The organism is Clostridium sp. UBA1056, from assembly GCA_002316385.1.
Classification (GTDB): domain Bacteria; phylum Bacillota; class Clostridia; order Clostridiales; family Clostridiaceae; genus Clostridium_J.
This window is the reverse complement of sequence record DCDL01000055.1, coordinates 89,505-106,788: the sequence shown is the minus strand read 5'-3', so window position 1 is coordinate 106,788 and position 17,284 is coordinate 89,505. Positions and strand designations below refer to the sequence as shown.

Sequence of the window (17,284 nt, the reverse complement as noted above, 5' to 3'; positions counted from 1 at the left end):
GCCTTAACCTACTTCTTCCTTTGAATCTTCAAATTGGCTATTATATAGATTTGCGTAGAAGCCTTTAGCTGCTAGAAGCTCATTATGAGTTCCTTGTTCAACTATATCTCCATCCTTCATTACAAGGATTAAATCTGCATCTCTTATAGTAGATAATCTGTGGGCAATTACAAAGCTAGTTCTATTTTTCATCAAGTTATCCATAGCCTTCTGTATTAAAACCTCTGTACGAGTATCTACTGAACTAGTAGCTTCGTCTAGGATTAGAATTTTAGGATCTGCAAGAATTGCACGAGCTATAGTTAACAGTTGCTTTTGACCTGAAGATACGTTATTAGCTTCTTCATTTAAAATCATATCATATCCATCAGGTAATGTTTTTACAAAATGATTTACGTTAGCAGCTTTTGCTGCAGCAATAACTTGTTCATCTGTAGCATCTAGTCTACCATATCTAATATTTTCTTTAATAGATCCATTAAATAACCAAGTATCTTGAAGTACCATACCAAAGACACTACGTAAATCTTGACGGTTAAAATCTTGAATGTTATGGCCATCAATTAATATAGCTCCACTATTTACATCATAAAATCTCATAAGTAATTTAACCATAGTAGTTTTTCCTGCTCCAGTAGGTCCAACTATAGCAACCTTTTGTCCTGGTTTTACATGAGCTGAGAAGTCATTAATGATAATCTTATCTTCCTTATATCCAAAACGAACATTTTCAAAGTTTACTTCACCTTGAATCTCTTCTCCTTCATCTTCTGCTACTAAATAACTTTTTATCTTAACAGGATTTTCTGCAAATTGTACTTCTTCCTCTTCATCTAAAAATTCGAATACTCTTTCTGCCGCAGCTGCTGTAGATTGCATTAGGTTTGCTATTTGAGCTGCTTGAGCAATTGGTTGGTTAAATGATCTTACATATTGAATGAAAGATTGAATATCTCCGACTTTAATAACATTCTTAATAGCAAGCCATCCACCTAGAATAGATACTACCACATAACCTAAGTTTCCTATAAATGTCATAATCGGCATCATCATTCCAGATAGGAATTGAGATTTCCATGCTGAATCATACAACTTATCATTTAATTTATTAAATTCTCTAATTGCTTCTTCTTCTCCATTGAAGGCTTTTACTATATTATGGCCTCCGTAAATCTCTTCTACTTGACCATTTACATTACCTAAATATCTCTGTTGATTTCTAAAATGTTTTTGAGATTTCTTAACTACTATAGATATCAAGAGCATAGATATTGGTAATATAAGTAGGGTTGCTAATGTCATAATCCCACTTATTGAAATCATCATTATTAGTACTCCAATTAATGTGGTAATTGAAGTTATAACTTGAGTCATACTCTGGTTTAAGTTTTGGCTTACAGTATCTACGTCATTAGTTACTCTTGATAGAACTTCACCATGAGTCTTATTATCAAAGTATTTAAGTGGCATTCTATTAATTTTTTCAGAAATTTCTTTTCTAAGGTTATATGAAACCTTTTGAGTAACACCTGACATTATAAATCCTTGCACAAAAGAGAATAATGTACTGATTACATATAAACCTAGTAGTATTAATAAAATTCTTCCTATATATTCAAAGTCTATACCTACTCCTGATCCTGTTATCTTTGCTACAAGGCCTTCAAAAATATTAGTAGTAACTTTACCTAAAATCTTAGGTCCAATAATAGAAAAGGCAGCACTTCCAATAGCAAATATTATAACAACTATTATAGATGCAGTGAAAGGTTTAAGATAACTAATAAGCTTTTTCATGGTTCCCTTAAAGTTTTTAGCCTTTTCTCCAGCACCAGCCATTGGTCCACGTCCCATGGGTCCTCTACCACCAGTAGAACCTTTTTTCATAGTTTCATTCTTACTCATTGGCTAACTCCTCCTTTGAAAGTTGAGACAGTGCTATTTGCTTATATACATCACAAGTTTTCATTAGTTCTTTGTGAGTTCCTATACCTGCAATCCTACCTTCATCTAGAACTATTATTTGTTCTGCATGTAGAATTGTGCTAATTCTTTGAGCTACAATTAAAACTGTACTCTCCAACGTTTCTTTTTTAAGTGCTTTACGTAATGCAGCATCAGTCTTAAAGTCTAAAGCTGAGAAACTATCATCAAATATATATACATCTGGATTTTTAGCAATAGCCCTTGCAATAGAAAGTCTTTGCTTTTGACCTCCAGAAACATTAGTACCACCTTGTGATATCTCAGTATTATAGCTATCCTTTGTAGCTGTAATGAAATCAGTAGCTTGTGCAATTTCTGCTGCCTTAATCATATTCTTATCAGCGATATTATCACCTGCATATTTTAAGTTACTTTCAATAGTACCAGAGAATAATACACCCTTTTGAGGCACATAACCTATTTTTTCTCTTAACTTATGTTGATTTGCCTTTCTAATATCAATTCCATCTAGAAGTATTTCACCCTCAGTTACATCATAAAATCTTGGTATTAGATTAATAAGTGTTGACTTACCACTTCCTGTACTACCAATAAATGCAGTGGTTTCTCCAGGCCTTGCAGTAAAGGTTATATTACTTAAAACATTTTCCTCAGCATTTGGATACTTAAAGGAAACATTATTAAACTTAAGATTTCCCTTTTTATCTTCTACAAATTTCACTGGCTCTTCTGGGTCATTAACTACATATTCAGTAGATAATACTTCATCAATACGTCCAGCTGAAACTGCAGCACGAGGTAACATTACCGAAACCATAGATATCATTAAGAAGGCCATGATAATTTGCATTGTATATTGAATAAATGCCATCATATCTCCAACTTGCATAGTTCCTGCATCGATACTCTGAGATCCATTCCATACTACTAAAATAGTAATTGCATTCATGATTAACATCATTGTTGGCATCATTAAAGCCATTGTTCTATTTACAAATAAATTGTTTTTAGTTAAATCGCTATTGGCTTTATCGAATCTTTTTTCTTCATGTCTTTCTGTACTAAAAGCACGAATTACCATCATACCAGTTAAAACTTCACGAGTTACAAGGTTAACTCTATCTACTAATTTTTGAACTCTCTTAAATCTTGGCATAACTACTGTAAATAGTACAATTACTACAGCTGATATAGCTACTACTGCTACAACAATAATCCAAGCCATTGAAGTATCTGTATTTAGAACCTTTATGATTCCACCAATTCCTAAAATAGGTGCATAGAATACAACTCTTAGAAGCATTACCATTAACGTCTGAATTTGCTGAATATCATTTGTACTACGAGTTATAAGTGAAGCTGTAGAAAACTTATCTAGCTCTGTATTAGAAAAACCTATAACTTTAGAAAATACTTGACTTCTAAGATTTCTACCAAGGGATGCTGCTATTCTAGCTCCAATGAAGCCAACAGCTACTGTAGCTACCATACTTAAAAGAGCTATAAGTACCATTAATCCGCCTGTGTAAAGCAAATAATTAGTTTGCATTCTCTCGATATCCATACCAATACTGTTGTATTCATCTTTAACATAGCTGATTGCTGCCTGATCTATCATAGTATTAGGTAGGTCTTCAAACTTTTTATCAAAATCCTTCATTATAGCATCAAGTTGTTCCTTAGGTAGCTGTGAAAATACTTCTAGAATATCTGTATTTTCATTTATACCCATATTCGGAGGAAACTGTGCTATAATTGCAGCTTTCATTGCCTTAGCTTCCTCATTGTTACTTTCAAATCCTTGAACTATTAACATAGGTTTACCAAAAATGCTATTTAGCTTTTCAATAGTTTCTTTATCACTTTTCTTAGTTGTAAGTTTATATATAACTTCATTTTCTAAAGCTGGATATTTTTTTACATATTTATTATATTCATCATTAGTAAGAGAATCTTTATCTAATAGTATATAATTACTCTTAATTTCTATCTGATCCTCTTCACTAATAAATAGTTCCAATTTTTCTAACTCACCTTTTCTAATTACTTCTGGTGTAACATTTTCTACTCCACCTTGCTGAATTCCAACATTTACTATGTTAGAAGTATAGTCAGGTAAAGAAAGGTCACACACAGCTTGAACAATTAATAATCCAACTATCATGATAATTGGTACTATAGAGTTCTTTAAGTATTTAATTAACTTGAACATGTTCCTCCACTCCCTTTTACGATAATAAATTACTAAAAATTTAAATATAACCTCTTAAGGCATCTGAAAATAAATAATAAGTCAAAGATGAGAAGTATATTTTGAGTTAGACAAGGAANNTTTTGAAGATGCCTAAATAAACCAAAAAAATAGACTACCCTTACCATCCATGAACTATAGTTATAGATAACAGTAGCACTTATAATTTTTAGGATATTTGCAATTATTTAAATAATTAATTATAATATTCTTATAAAATACTTATTAATTCATATAAATTATTATATTATACTATTTATGAATATATATTGATTATAAATTTATAACTATTATAAGTCAATAACTATTTTATGGTATATCTTTTAATTTTTAATTAATAAATTTAAAACAAAATTAGTTATTTTTATAAATATTCTATGATTAATAGTAAAAAACTACATTTATAAGCACTATTCTTGCTAGTAACTTCAATATATGTTATGTTATTTTATGCTATGTAAAATTACTAATTAATACTTAATATACGTAATGTTTAAAATATGGTTAAACTATAGATAAATAAAATTTGAAATTTAACACTAGAATTTTTATAAAGTGATTTAACTGATAATTAATAAAGTATGATACTAAGACCAAAGGAGAATTATTATGGATGAAAAAAACTTAACTAAAATATCTGAGGACTTTTTTGTGCTGATGATGTTACTTCATAAAAAAATTATAAAATTGGAAGATTTTATGAAGAGTATGGCTATGCCACCCTCTCATGTGAAGGTTGTTTTTTATCTAGCCCACAATGGACCTTCCTCTGTATCTAGCATAGCTAGAGATCTTTGTATTTCTAAACCAAATATGACTCCAATAATAGATAAACTCCTTGAATGTGGTTATGTAACTAGATATGAGGATCCAAAGGATAGAAGAGTTATTAGAATTGAAGTAACAGAGAAGGCTCGTGAAGTCTTTAAAATAAAAAAGGAATTAATAAAAGGAATTCTTAAAGATAAATTATCTGTTCTACCAGATGAAGATTTAATTTCACTTGATAACACAATATCTGAATTTAAAAGAATAATATCTAAACTAGATTAATAAAAGGTATAAAGCTTGTCATAAGACTTGCTTTATACCTTCTTTTTATTAGTAATTATCTTTTAAAAAGTTTATGTACATAAATATATTGGCTTTGAGTATATAGAGTCTTGGTATAACAGAGAGCGAATTCACAGTGCATTAAACTACATGCCACCTGTAGAGTTTGAAAGTTTTAAAAGATTATCTTAATATTGTATGACCTTTTGTGTCCAAGTTATTGACATAGGCCTACTTCAATTCTTTTACCGCATTAAAAGCATCATACATCTGTAAACCCAAATCATGCTTTACCTCTGCTAAATAAATATTATGTACCTTGAAACCTTATTCCACTTCTATGCAATCTCACCCTCATACTGCTATTATATCATCTAAATACTGAATTGCTGTAGAAATTAGTGATAAGCAACGTTTGTAGAAGTATTCATGATGTTTCTCATCTTGAATATCAATCTTTGTTACCTCATGATGCCGAATTCTAAAATTATTGCCTAGGATCGTAAGTTCATGAAATTCTTTTTCAAATAGATCTTGAAATGGTTGCCGCTTACCACTCATATCTTCAACAATCTTATTTACCGATTTCTTTTTATCTAAGGTTGGAGAATAATAGGTTTTTAATCTTTCAAAAGCATCCCATAATTTTTCTACTGCAATTTGAAGATTGCCTTCATCATAATATTTAGTGGCATCTTGCAATAATTCTTTCAATCCGACTTCTTGAATGGCAGTCAATGAGTTTCTATTTATCTGGTTATCAAATGTATTAACCATTCTTCCGTTGTCGAGTTTCAATGAAATATCATTCAATTTTAGAAGGGCGTTTATTTGCATTTCAAAATCATTAGAATAACTATATTTTTCAAAAAATTCCATTGTGTCTATCACATTAAACGGAGAACTAAAAAGTACAAAATCCTTTAAGCTCTCAGTTTCAACATATTTCCCTTTGTCATCATAGCATTTTGGTATATAAAATTGCTTTATATCATTAAAAACATCTTCAGCTACCGTAATATTATTATTCCATCCCGTTTCATCAGTCTTTTGATATACAATATTATACTTCTCCAAAAGTTGATAAATTTGATTTCTTGCCTTTCGATTGATTGATAATGGTATCTCTTTTGCTTTTATCGCCCTTAAATTACGTTGGGAATATGGAATAAATAATCCTTCTTCCTCTAGTTCGAACACTCTCCATCCATAAACTTCACGATTAGATATTTTTTCAGCAGGATAAAGTTCATATCCATCATTTTGCAATAATTTATTGACTTCCATCAAAAACTCTCTCCAATACCCCTTATCATATCTAACTGCTGGATGAAATATTTCGCACATAAATTTTAAATATATCTCATCGCTACCATATTGTAAATCAAATCTCTCATCTTCAAATACCCAACAATATGGATAATCATCATTATTTACTGTATGTTGCCAAATATCTCTTTCTGCATTTTCAAATCTTGAGTCATAACTTTTCATTTTGTCTAGATCATATAATCTTTTAAGAAAATTTATTTCTTCAAGTCGTCCAAAATAATGGTAAATAGCTGTTTTTGTTTCAAATAATTCATATATCTCTAATCCATTTCGGAATAAATCTAGAATATCACGCTTTGTTATCTCCGTAATACGGTTCACTTCATTTCCTCCTCAAAGTATATCTGAATAATTTCATGCTACCACGTTGAAAGACTGTATGCAAGAAAAGCGTACCGCTATTTATAATGATACGCTTATCGCTTTAGATAATTTCAAAGTGTTTTAAGACGTCTTTGATTGTTTCTACCTTCTCTGCTGTTATGTGTTTCTTCGTATATTTCAATTCCTCTATCGCATTTTCATCATCATACATCGACAAGTCTAAATCCTCCTTTACATCTGAGATGTATGCAGTATGTACTTTGAAGCCATACTTTTCTTTTATTTACTCATTTATCATCTTGTAGGTAACTCACTATTTTGGCTTATACGCTTCAGCTTTATCCGCAATCGCCTTTAGCGGTACTTTACCTTCGCTCTCACCCAATTCAACCTTTACGTTAATATGACTGTCTGGACTTTTGTGTGAAAGCAGTACTACCGTCCCAACACTTGTTTTACTGAATTATAATTATGAACTGTTCCTGGATTTAATAGTGAAACAATTTTTATTTCCTTCCCCCATCCCGATCCAACAACACTATCATTAGCATCAGTCAATCCCACTGCTTCATGTAGCGACTTTTCTTTAGATAAATCCTCAACACATATCGCATCTTCATCTGTACTATAAAATATGAATCTCTGTGTTTTAATTTGCTCTTTAAGTAAATCATTATTTACTTCAAAAAAGTGTTCCTATTATAAAAAATATAAAGCAATGTAGAAATTAATATAAAAATTACATTTTATACTCTAATAATTTATTTATTCATACATTCTTCAAATATCGTTTGAAGTTTTTATTCTCTATCTACTCCTCGATTCAATCGCCACTTTTCTTCTATACTCAATGTTTAAATCTAAAATTAAATGATATAAATTCATAGTTCTTGTACTGTCTTCTGGAATATCATGTACACTTTTTATGATATATCTATATTCTTCTCCAAATGGCTCTTTAACTAACTCTTTTACGGGAAAATCCTTATATCGTTCTTTTCCTAATTTATCATAAATAAATGTATATGCATCCCTAATCAACTTTTTTCTATTTATAGATATTGTAAACCCAAAATTAAATGTTGGATTTAAATATCCTAAAACTTGTCCAATCGCATCAGAAAACTTTTCTATTACCTTATTCTCTCCTATTGCAACATTAATAAACTTATCATTATTCATATATATATATATGTCATTTTCCCCCAGCTTCTTCATAGAACATCCTATCGTGGACTCTCTCTCAACTTCTAAGTCAAACATACATTTAAATAACCTCTTACTCATTCTAAATATTTCATTACTTAACTCCACTTCATCTTTATTTTGCATTTCAGTAGCCTGATTATTGATTTGCGTTATTATATTATATAACTCTTTTATTATCTTTTCCTCTGTGTATTGGGGTTCTTTCTCTATATTTCTTTTCATTTCTCCACGTTTCTCAAGATATAGCTCCCTTATATCAACTGACATTAAATCTATATAATCATCTAAATCTTCATACTGAAACATGATATTAACAACTTCTGGTGATGTTAGATACAATGACACAGCGTTATCTAAAAATTCTGGTAAAAAATCCTGGTCTTCAAAACAGAAATCTAAATAATTTTTAACATTTCCTATCGCCATTAATATTACATTATTTTCTTCATCCCAATAGTCTTCATTATTTTCAATTTCTTCTCTAAGCTTTACATCAACTTTTCTAGGTATATAATCCTCTTCATTATCTTGTATATCTATCCACCAATGAATTATATGATATAATGCATACTCATATTTAGGTTTTATATAATCACGAATATTATGTTTAATTATAATTTCATACAACTCTTCTACTATATTTTCACATTCTTGTGGTTTTCTTTTTAAATAGTCTCTTGGAAATATTGGTTCTAACTTTTCTATTAATTCAAATCCGTCATTTTCTCTTAAATAATCAATATATACCTCTACCATACTTTTTAAATTTTCATTAATATATTCTGTAACCTTATAGTCTGTTTGTGTTAATTTTTCCTTAAATAAAAAAATCCTAATCATCTATTTCTCCCTTATAATTAACTATATTCTTATACATTAAATAAACTTAATACTATTTATTTCTTATTTTAAACCTTTTGAAAAGTCACATCCCATTTTCGTATAGTTTGGATACCTTCAAAATGCTTATCCTGTTTCTCTATTAACTTTATGTATTAATTTAGCTCCACTCTTTTTGCAAATTGGAGTCAAATTCCTTACTCCTTATTGAATGACTTTTTCTATATCGCTCCTCATTAGAAATTTTATTAACTTTATATCATTATAAAAAATAATTGATTTTAAATGCATCACGTATAATTGTTTTTTCATCTATCTCATGACTTTCGCCATAAACCTCTATAGCAATTAACTGACTATAATGCGTTTTATCATCTTTAATAGCATTTCTTCTCTATCTAAATCTTCTCTATACTACGTTAATTTTATTATAAATCTCCTTTATATGTCCTTTAAGCTCTGGATTTTCTCTTAATATAAAATTAATATATTTATTACCTAACTCATAAAAGCTTACCCTACTAAAAGGTTCTTCTAATTTATTAGAATTTAAATTTACTTGTAATCTTTCTCTAATAAGATTTTCAATGTATCTAGCAAATCCTTCTTTAAATTCTTGCCATATCATATATTCAAAATCTATATGATTTAAATGATTCTTCATAGTCTTATGATAATCTACTATTTCCTTATATTGTAGTTTTCTATCCACAAATTCCAATTTAGAAGTTTCATCTATGAACACTTTATCCTCATAAGGAAATAGATGATTTATCTCCCACATAAAATCATTCTTCTCTTTGGCTATTTTAACAATTTCTAATGTTTCCCTAATTTCATTATCTCCTTGCTCCCATTGATAGCAATGAACAAATTCATGAAACATAAATATATATCCCTCCAAGGTATTAAAGGCATCCTTAGATACTACCGCAGCAGGCTTCATATCATAAAAATCTAGCGGAAAGGAGGCCAATACTTTTTCTGGTATAATCATAGGTGCTTTATATTCACCTTTAAATTCATAGCTCTTGCCATCTTCACTTAAATCAAAGATAAAGAAGTACCCTTCTTCTACTACAGCCACCGTGTAGAGTTTTAATAAAGATAAATCTATATCCTTTATTTTTTCATGAATAGAAAATATCTTATTTACCTTAGCTACGGTATCTACTATAAATTGATTCTTTTCCTCTTTATTCATAATTTATCTTTAGTGAGGGTGTGTATTATATGTACTAAACTCTCACTAAATATATCCCCCTTTCATTTTATATACTTTTAAGTGTATAACATATTAATAACTTTGTTGATAATTCGTCATATAAGAAGGATGTGAAATTACTCAATTGTAGATTATGCTTATAATGCGAGTAATCTTTCAATTTCATTCTTAATTTTATTTATATAATCTTTTCTTACTTCATCGCTTGGTCTTGTGGATTCATCAAACAATACGCTATTCGGCAGTTGATAAACCGAGCTTACGATAGGAGTATCTCCCTTCACCCTCGGGTATAAATGCCAATGAATATGGGGGCATCCATTTCCAAGCAGCTCATAATTCATTTTATCTGGCTTAAACACATTAGAAACAGCTTCTGCAACTATCGACATTTCTTCTAGGTGTTTAATTTTAAAATCATGTTCTAAATTATATAATTCTGGGCCATGTTCTTTGCAGTTAAAAACAGTATATCCCTTGAACCTCTGATACCATCCTAAGATAACATATCCAGTTTCAAGTTCCATAATAAAATATGGATCATTTGTAATATTCTTTTGTTGTTCACACATCTTGCATTTCATATTATACCCCCCCCGAATAAAATATAAATTTTCTGCTTCTCACTATTATACGATTGCGACTTACTTCATACTTTTTAATTTATCTAATTGTTCTCTCAATTTTTATTCTCATCTTTAAGTTCTTCCATTTCTACTAATTGAATAATTAGTTTTTCTTTATCTTCTTTAAGTTTTTTTATTTCATTATAAAGTTGCTTTATTTTATTATCTTTAGGTGTAGCAACTATACTATTATTTCTTTCACTCCTAATAAATCCTTAGAATAATACCTAACATTCTCTTCTATATTAGATCTTACTAACACGGCTTTAATTCCAACATATTCTGGACCTCTTACATCTGCTAAAATGTTATCTCCCACCATCCATATATCCTTATAACCACAATGTTTTTTTAAGGCATAATAATATATTTTAGGATTAGGCTTTTCATAGCCAACATTAGCAGATGATATACAATCTATTATATGTGGAGATAATCCTAGCTCATCTACTATCTTTGATAGTTCAGGAATATGATTTGAGAGTATGACGTTAGAATAACCTTTTTCCATAAAATATTGTAATACTTCAATTGTATCTCCATATAGTTGAAAACTTTCGCCTCTAGAAATTACTGATCTTATCTTTTTTGAATAGATTATTGCTTTTTCTTCAGATACATTTAGTTCCTTATATCCTCTTATTAATATATCTTCAGCATGTTTCCACCAAGCATCACTAGAAGTAAGATGCATATACTCTTTTTCAGGCTGTTGCCAAGGAAATCCTACTAATGATATTTTTTTAAAATCTTCAATACTTACTTCTGTATAAGGCTCATACTTGCATAAAACCTTATATAAGGCTTTACTAATCATCCACTCATTATGAGCTAATGTGCCTTGAAAATCCCAAAATATTAACTTACTCATTTTAATCTCCATCTTGTATTTTATATATTCTTAAACTGCTTAAATTAATCTATCACCCTTTTAATTGTATCTTCTACACTTTCTACAATACAAAACTTTCATCTTCTTATACCATTTATTTAAATTATTCTAAAGTAATTAACTTTATCATATAGCCCATTTAAAATTAATTACTAATTATTTCTCTATTGATTTATAAATTTCTTCTTCCTTTTCTTCTACCTGTTTTTTCATATTAACCACGGATTCATTATGAAGATACCATTGATAAGAATTCTTTAAGCCTTCCTCCATAGATGTTTCTTTTCCAAATATTCTATGAATTTTTTTCACATCTAGCACATTGTCATAATCAAAGAATGGAAAAAAGTCTCTCTCCTTATATCCATTCTTTTCATAATAAAAGTGACGCTTTATTGCCTTTTTGCCAGCAGCTTTCTCACAGAGCTCTATCCATGTATTAAAAGTTACAGCTTCAATATTTCCAACATTGTAAATGGATAGATTATCCTGCTTTGTCTCTAGAATTCCTGCTACCATATTCCCTAAATCTTTAGCATAAATAAATTGGATTTTAGTTTCTCCATCATTAGGAATTAGGATAGTTTTATCATTGATAATATGATGGAATATGAATCCCTCTCTAGCTGCATAATTATTTTCTCCATATACATAAGGAGGTCGTAATAGTATAAGCTGAACATTACTGTAGTTATACTTATCCTCTAGGAACTCTTCACACTCTATTTTATTTGTTCCATAATCGCCCCAATATTTATTTTCTCCTAACATAGCTGATTCTTTGAAAGGTATTTTGTAATTTTCTACATCATACACAGCACTAGAACTAATAAAAACAAATTTCTCTAGCTCTTCATAATTTAAAGCTTCATGAAGAACTTCTAACTGTTTTACATTAAGACCAGATACATCAATTATATAATTAAATTCATACCCACTAAGGCATTTTTTCATTTCACTTAAATTTTCTCTGTCACAAAGTATATTAGTAATTCTATTATTTTCGGTTTTTCTGCTTCCTCTATTTAAGGTGTAAATTTCATAATCTTTCTGAGAACTTAATAAAGCTTCCACAATGGCTTTCCCTATAAAATATGTTCCACCAAGTATTAAGATTTTTTTCATTTTATTCACCTCTTCTATATAAATTTAAAGCTTTTATAAAAAACTTTCTAAGGCCATATCCAACCTTTCCTTCATAACTTTCTTCATCTCCAATATCCATATAATACTTTCCTGACTTTTCATCAATAGATATGGAATCTAAAGGAAAACCTTTATTTCTATTTCCATGAGGTACAGATGTTAAAATAAATTCCTCTGAGCCTAACTCATCGCCCATAGACTCAAAAATTCTTCCTTCATCTTGAATGAAGCATATAGCGTTTTTGTACTTTGCTTTAACCCTTCCTCCTAGTTCCTTTGCAATATTACTGTAATACTCTATCATTTCTTCATCCTTAAGCTGATTTCCATTAACTCTTCTTACATGTACCCCTGGTTGTCTTTCTTCTTCAATACCCTCTATATACAAGCCTGAATCACAAGAGAAAACAGGCATCTTTACTAACTTATAATAAGCTAAGGCTTTAATCCTTGCATTTTCTAAAGGATCATTACCACTTTCATCTATTTCTTCTGCTTCTATCTTGATTTCATTTAATCCAACTATTTCTACATCTAATCCCTGTAGCATTTCTTTCATATACTTTAGCTTAGCAGGATTTGATGTGCCATAAAGTAATTTCATCATATCAACCTTCTCTTTATGTAAATTTTTATATTTCTTAATTATCTATGTTATAATATTATTTTACAGGATTAATATGTATAAGTATATAATTAATGTAACATTGCTTTAATATGTGCAACCTTCTATATAAATTAAAATATATTGATATAAAAATAGATTTTAAGAATGGGGTGAGTTTAAAAGTGAAGAAGATATGCAATCAATGCAATTCAGAAATGGTAGATAACTGTAGTGTTAGTGTGGAAGGTGCTCTCTATGGAATTAGAATTAAGAGAAGAGGAAAAGGTCTTTTTAATAGTGTATCTGCAGTACCTAAGGCTGCTGTGTGCCCTAATTGTGGTGCTGTAGTATTCTATATAGAAAACTATGAAGACCTCTTAAAATGATTTTTAATATAAATATATAGATTGTCTCATATATAATCTTCTAAGATAACTAATGCTTAACTAAATCATAGATTTATAAAATGAAGAAGCTTTCGCAAAATAATCTAATCTAAATAAATATTGAATAAGCACTTATATTATTAACGTTCAGCCGTTTCGGAATATTGATTTACTAAAGCATTTATTCAAGATAAAATCTACAACACAACAATTCCTATACACCCAAACAAATTGTGTTGCTTACGATTTATACTAAGTAATAAAATATTCANNTTCTTCTAATAAATTAGAAGAATTAAGTTCGAATAACTAAATCAAAGATTTAGTTATTCGAACTTATCTAAATGGTATTTGCTAACAATAATATTAGAGTGCATTTTCAATATTTTATATAAGATTAGTAATATATTTTGCAAAAGCCCCAACTAATACTTAGCCAAATCATAGATTTGGAGTGGAAACAGTGAAACTCCGACTCATTTCATTNNCCAAATCATAGATTTGGAGTGTTAGTTACATTCTTGTAGCCTATATAAGTGGCATAGAAATATCCACCATAGACAGCTATTATAAGTAGTGCTGTTATCATAGCTGAAGCTCCTATATCTGCATTACCATAGAGGGCTATGAAATCATTAGCTACATTAATTCCAACAATTGAGTGAATTACAGCTAAGGCTAGTGGCATTACAAAATATATTAAAGTTTGAATAAATATAGTTTTATTTATCATCTTTCTTGAAGCTCCAATTCTTCTAAGGGATTTATATCTGTCAATGCTATCACTAGCTTCAGATAACTGTTGAAGCGCAAGAACCGCAGCACTAGATATTAGGAATACAATTCCTATATATATTCCTACATATAAAATTGTAGTGGTCATTCCTTTTGTCATACTGTATATGTCTGTTTTTGTATAACCTAATATTATAAAGTCTTTACCTGAACCCCCTTCATCTCTACTATTTTTAAATACTTCTCCTATTTCTGATTCTCGTTTTTCTCTATCTTCACCTACAAAGTTAGCATTTAATATAGTCTCATCAGGCTTAAGGTTTTCTAGAGCTTTGTCTGGAAGTATTACTGTAAAGAAATTATTAGCAAAACCTGTGCTTTCATAAGCTTCTGTAATAAGTTCTTGATTTTTTATATTATAGTCTATATTATTTATTTTAAGTGTCTTATTTTCCTTCATGTATTTCTTAACTAAAGGCACTAACTTACTGAAGTTAGAGGTTATTAATAATTCATCTTCTTTTAAGTCTATAGAACTTTGTCTATTTAACTCCCTTAATTTATTATAATCACTTATTTTTAGTGCTGACATTTTATTATACCTATTATCTAGAAATTTATCTCCTTTACCATCTCCATATCCTCTTAATACATCACCATAACTTTCTTCTAGCCTATACTCTTCTAGTACTACATATTCTTCTTTATTTGCGAAATTAAATCCATATTCCTTAAAGGCTTCATCCACCGTTCTAGTAGAATTTTCATCAAAGTTTATAATTCTAGCTGAAGCATCAAAGGGTACTGTATCCTTAAGACTACTCTCTAAAGAGTTTTTTAAACTTAATCCTGTAGATAATATAGAAATAGTTATAAAAAGCATTAAACATATAGCTGTTATAGATATAAAATTGGTGTTAATTTTACTACTTATCTGTCTAGTAACAAAAATATTTAGCTTTTTAAGATATATATTTTTATTATTTTTAACTACATACAATATAAATCCTGCTAATCCATAATAAAAGAAAGCAGTACCCATAATTCCAAGTATTATTGAAATAGGGAATCTATAATCCTCTACTTTTAATCCTACTTCCATTACAAGCTTATATGCCAATATAAGAGCTCCTACTCCTAAAACAAAAACTATAATTGAAACTATAGGATTTTTTATCTTTATATTTTCACTTTTCTTACTAGCATTTATCATATCAATAAGCTTATACTTTGAAATTACAAAGGTATTAAATATCATTATAAGTAAAAACATTATTCCAAAGTAAACTATAGTCTTTACAGCAGCACCTGCTGAGAATATAAACTTATATTCGCTCATCCCTACTTGAAATAGCTTAGCTGTAAAAAGAGAAAGTCCTTGTGATAAAACTATGCCAAGTATTAGCCCTGCCCCCAGAGATATAAGGCCTATGAAAAAAGATTCTGATACTAAAATTTTTGAGATTTTTCTTTTACTCATCCCCAATGTCATATATACGCCAAGCTCTTTTTTTCTTCGCTTTATCATAAAGTTATTTGCATAAATAATTAATCCACCCAAAATTGCAGACACAAATACAGATACCCATGAAATAACGGTAGTTAGTATATCTATGTAGCCAGCTTCACTTTTACTTATCTCAAACATTGCCTTTTGCGATTCTATGGAGTTAAAACTATAGAATATACACACAGCAAAGGTTAACGTTAAAAAATATATAGTGTAATCTTTAAAACTCTTCTTCACATTATTTATTGCAATCTTAGAATACATCTCCACTGTCACCTCCAAGTAATGTCACTACTTCTATAATTCTATTAAAGAATTCTTTTCTACTATCATTTCCTCTAATTAATTCATTAAAGACCTTTCCATCTTTAATAAATAAAATTCTATGAGCATAACTAGCTGTGAAGGCATCGTGAGTAACCATAAGGATGGTAGCCTCCAATTCTTCATTTAACTTTTCAAAGGAATCTAGTAATAATCTAGATGACTTAGAATCTAATGCGCCAGTAGGCTCATCTGCTAAAATCAGTGATGGATTTGTAACAATAGCTCTAGCTGAAGCAACTCTTTGCTTTTGTCCACCAGACATTTCATAAGGATATTTATTTAAAATCTCACATATACCTAATTTACTTGCCACATCTTTAACTCTTCCATCTATGCTTTTAGGTTTTGCCTCTTGTATAGTAAGTGCCAATGCAATATTTTCATAAGCTGTTAATGTATCTAAAAGATTAAAATCCTGAAATATAAATCCAAGCTCATCTCTCCTAAACTTTTCAATATCTCTATTCTTAAGAGTAGTTATATCTTTATTATTTATAATTATGTTTCCCGTAGTCACAGTATCAATGGTAGATATACAATTTAAAAGAGTAGTCTTACCACTGCCCGAAGGTCCCATTATTCCAAGGAACTCACCCTTTTCTACTTGAAAGCTTATATTGTCTATGGCTTTAGTAACATTCCCCTTTCCTCCATAATATTTTTCTATATTTTCAACCTTTAAGACGTTTTCCATAATTCATCCTCCCAAAATCTATTTTTAGTTTTGTCTTAACTTCATGAGCTTATTATATATTTTTCTTTAATTATCTTATATTTAATTTCATGTCATTAATCTTTCATTTTTGTAAGATACGGTTGTATAAAATGGGGCTTTCACAAAAAAAGCTAATCTAAATAAATATTGAATAAGCAC

General features: G+C 29.4%; 13 protein-coding genes and 1 pseudogene. 3 read left to right on the top strand and 11 right to left on the bottom strand.

Annotation, left to right across the window (positions count from 1 at the left end):
• Nucleotides 1-3: 3 nt before the first annotated feature.
• Nucleotides 4-1,905, bottom strand: a complete 1,902-nt coding sequence (locus B3W71_RS14520; RefSeq protein WP_346889653.1) for an ABC transporter ATP-binding protein — start codon at nt 1,903-1,905, stop codon at nt 4-6.
• On the bottom strand, nt 1,898-4,159 hold the full coding sequence (locus tag B3W71_RS14515; protein WP_346889652.1) for an ABC transporter ATP-binding protein: 2,262 nt from the start codon (nt 4,157-4,159) through the stop codon (nt 1,898-1,900). Before B3W71_RS14515 ends, B3W71_RS14520 begins: the two co-directional genes overlap by 8 nt.
• A 648-nt stretch (nt 4,160-4,807) precedes the next feature.
• On the opposite strand from B3W71_RS14515, the gene B3W71_RS14510 reads away from it, so the two are divergent.
• A complete protein-coding gene (locus B3W71_RS14510) occupies nt 4,808-5,251 on the top strand; it encodes a MarR family transcriptional regulator (RefSeq protein ID WP_346889651.1) in 444 nt (147 codons plus the stop codon).
• A 93-nt stretch (nt 5,252-5,344) separates the two neighbouring features.
• A pseudogene (locus tag B3W71_RS19320) lies at nt 5,345-5,443 on the top strand (IS3 family transposase); the annotation flags it as partial.
• Nucleotides 5,444-5,605: 162 nt separating this feature from the next.
• Here B3W71_RS19320 and B3W71_RS14505 read toward each other — a convergent pair.
• From B3W71_RS14505 to B3W71_RS14475, 7 genes are all read right to left on the bottom strand, one after another.
• Nucleotides 5,606-6,904: a hypothetical protein gene (locus tag B3W71_RS14505; RefSeq protein ID WP_346889650.1), complete on the bottom strand. Its 1,299-nt coding sequence runs from the start codon at nt 6,902-6,904 to the stop codon at nt 5,606-5,608.
• A gap of 810 nt (nt 6,905-7,714) precedes the next feature.
• A complete protein-coding gene (locus B3W71_RS14500; RefSeq protein ID WP_346889649.1) occupies nt 7,715-8,956 on the bottom strand; it encodes a hypothetical protein in 1,242 nt (413 codons plus the stop codon).
• A gap of 409 nt (nt 8,957-9,365) precedes the next feature.
• Nucleotides 9,366-10,160, bottom strand: coding sequence for a hypothetical protein (locus B3W71_RS14495; protein ID WP_346889648.1), 795 nt, complete (start codon nt 10,158-10,160; stop codon nt 9,366-9,368).
• Between the two features lie 158 nt (nt 10,161-10,318).
• The gene (locus B3W71_RS14490) at nt 10,319-10,765 is read right to left on the bottom strand and encodes an HIT family protein (protein ID WP_346889647.1); all 447 of its coding nucleotides are present in this window, start codon (nt 10,763-10,765) and stop codon (nt 10,319-10,321) included.
• Nucleotides 10,766-10,988: 223 nt separating this feature from the next.
• A complete protein-coding gene (locus tag B3W71_RS14485; protein WP_346889646.1) occupies nt 10,989-11,678 on the bottom strand; it encodes an HAD family hydrolase in 690 nt (229 codons plus the stop codon).
• A 177-nt stretch (nt 11,679-11,855) separates the two neighbouring features.
• Nucleotides 11,856-12,824: an NAD-dependent epimerase/dehydratase family protein gene (locus B3W71_RS14480; protein ID WP_346889645.1), complete on the bottom strand. Its 969-nt coding sequence runs from the start codon at nt 12,822-12,824 to the stop codon at nt 11,856-11,858.
• A gap of 1 nt (nt 12,825) precedes the next feature.
• Complete coding sequence (locus B3W71_RS14475; RefSeq protein ID WP_346889644.1) at nt 12,826-13,452, bottom strand: non-canonical purine NTP pyrophosphatase; 627 nt, start codon at nt 13,450-13,452, stop codon at nt 12,826-12,828.
• 182 nt (nt 13,453-13,634) lie between these two features.
• On the opposite strand from B3W71_RS14475, the gene B3W71_RS14470 reads away from it, so the two are divergent.
• Nucleotides 13,635-13,838 carry a nucleic acid-binding protein gene (locus B3W71_RS14470; protein ID WP_346889643.1) on the top strand — a complete coding sequence of 68 codons (204 nt, stop codon included), beginning with the start codon at nt 13,635-13,637 and terminating at the stop codon, nt 13,836-13,838.
• Between the two features lie 493 nt (nt 13,839-14,331).
• On the opposite strand, the gene B3W71_RS14465 is transcribed toward B3W71_RS14470, so the two are convergent.
• Together B3W71_RS14465 and B3W71_RS14460 are read right to left on the bottom strand one after the other, a co-directional pair.
• Entirely contained in the window at nt 14,332-16,347 is a 2,016-nt protein-coding gene (locus B3W71_RS14465; RefSeq protein ID WP_346889738.1) for an ABC transporter permease, read from the bottom strand.
• Nucleotides 16,337-17,104 (bottom strand): ABC transporter ATP-binding protein, encoded by a 768-nt coding sequence (locus B3W71_RS14460; RefSeq protein WP_346889642.1) that lies wholly within the window; start codon nt 17,102-17,104, stop codon nt 16,337-16,339. The genes B3W71_RS14465 and B3W71_RS14460 overlap by 11 nt, the downstream gene beginning before the upstream one ends.
• Between the last annotated feature and the right edge of the window lie 180 nt (nt 17,105-17,284).

Coding starts and splice junctions, on each gene's coding strand:
- B3W71_RS14490 (WP_346889647.1), bottom strand. CDS start 10,765: ATGAAATGCAAGATGTGTGAACAACAAAAGAATATTACAAATGATCCA.
- B3W71_RS14460 (WP_346889642.1), bottom strand. CDS start 17,104: ATGGAAAACGTCTTAAAGGTTGAAAATATAGAAAAATATTATGGAGGA.
- B3W71_RS14465 (WP_346889738.1), bottom strand. CDS start 16,347: ATGTATTCTAAGATTGCAATAAATAATGTGAAGAAGAGTTTTAAAGAT.
- B3W71_RS14500 (WP_346889649.1), bottom strand. CDS start 8,956: ATGATTAGGATTTTTTTATTTAAGGAAAAATTAACACAAACAGACTAT.
- B3W71_RS14485 (WP_346889646.1), bottom strand. CDS start 11,678: ATGAGTAAGTTAATATTTTGGGATTTTCAAGGCACATTAGCTCATAAT.
- B3W71_RS14480 (WP_346889645.1), bottom strand. CDS start 12,824: ATGAAAAAAATCTTAATACTTGGTGGAACATATTTTATAGGGAAAGCC.
- B3W71_RS14520 (WP_346889653.1), bottom strand. CDS start 1,905: ATGAGTAAGAATGAAACTATGAAAAAAGGTTCTACTGGTGGTAGAGGA.
- B3W71_RS14495 (WP_346889648.1), bottom strand. CDS start 10,160: ATGAATAAAGAGGAAAAGAATCAATTTATAGTAGATACCGTAGCTAAG.
- B3W71_RS14475 (WP_346889644.1), bottom strand. CDS start 13,452: ATGATGAAATTACTTTATGGCACATCAAATCCTGCTAAGCTAAAGTAT.
- B3W71_RS14515 (WP_346889652.1), bottom strand. CDS start 4,159: ATGTTCAAGTTAATTAAATACTTAAAGAACTCTATAGTACCAATTATC.
- B3W71_RS14510 (WP_346889651.1), top strand. CDS start 4,808: ATGGATGAAAAAAACTTAACTAAAATATCTGAGGACTTTTTTGTGCTG.